Source organism: Herbaspirillum aquaticum, assembly GCF_002213425.1.
Taxonomy (GTDB): Bacteria; Pseudomonadota; Gammaproteobacteria; order Burkholderiales; family Burkholderiaceae_D; genus Herbaspirillum; species Herbaspirillum aquaticum.
The window spans coordinates 1-1,059 of record NZ_NJGV01000058.1 but is presented as its reverse complement, the minus strand read 5'-3'; the positions used below and the strand labels follow the sequence as shown (position 1 = coordinate 1,059).

The window sequence follows — 1,059 nt, the reverse complement described above, 5'->3', positions numbered from 1 at the left end:
TCTTCGGATGTGAATCGCTTCTTGGGCATGGTCTGACTCTCCTTTTCAATAGCATATGAAATTTCAAGTCGGACCAGTTTTTTCAGGTCAGGTCATTGGCTTGTCGGTGGCTTCGCTCGCAACCTCCTAAGTACTCGAATACTTACCCTATCCTTTCCTCGAACAGTTAGATCCCCCACCAAAAAATATTGCCTAACAGCATCCCCTCCCACTAAGCACTCCAGACATTTAGCATTGTAGATTGATCTAGTGCATTTATTGCGCTTCCACCTCCGCGCTGTGTAAACAGACGGAGGAGGATAGTTTTCGTCGCCTAGGACCGGGGCGGGCTACCTTCCGCAGTCAATGGAAGACGGGTCAAATGGAGAGCGGAGAATTTGCGAGAAATCAACACTATGTTGAGAAAACCTGATTCAAATCAGGTTTTTGGTGCCGTGATAATTGTTTTGATGCTCGTATTGTAGAGGCGTGGCAGAATGACGAAAACAACAAAAATCGTTACCCATGCGCCGAATCCTTTGCATCCTGTTGCTTTTGCTTATGCCAGTCAAGGTGATTTCCGGCATGCATTTGGAGTTCGCCGCTGATGAGGGGACATTTGATATCGAACATGAGCTAGCTCACTTACATGGAATTAGCCATCATCACGCCGCTGATAATGTAATCCATTTTGATGACTCGGATGAGTCATTGCGGCACAATTGGGACCATTATGGTTCTAGCCAGCCATCGATGCTTTCCTCGATTGAACAAGTTCATGTCGTATTGCTGGTTCTTGCAATGGAGCCCGTCGATGTGTTTGTGTACGTTCCCTATCCATTTTTAGAGCAGTTGCTTCCCCCTCCTCGTTCGCTTTCTTGACAGGTAGTCGTCTACTCTCGTTCGTGCTAGGTCTGCTAGATGCGGATCCGGCAAGGATGCGTGCTGCTCATACGCCTCGCGCGCTTGGCGCAAGTGCAAGTAATCTAAAGTGGACCCCGAATTTGAGACACTGATTTAAGCTGTCGTCCTGGAAGGGATGACGAGAATGAGTGAAGCAAAGAAGAAGCGAAATAGCTA

Annotated in this window: 1 protein-coding gene; it reads left to right on the top strand. The window is 47.6% G+C overall.

The window, feature by feature from the left end; translation table 11 throughout:
* Positions 1-504: 504 nt before the first annotated feature.
* Positions 505-861, top strand: coding sequence for a hypothetical protein (locus CEJ45_RS24385; RefSeq protein ID WP_088757561.1), 357 nt, complete (start codon positions 505-507; stop codon positions 859-861).
* The last annotated feature ends 198 nt before the right edge of the window (positions 862-1,059 follow it).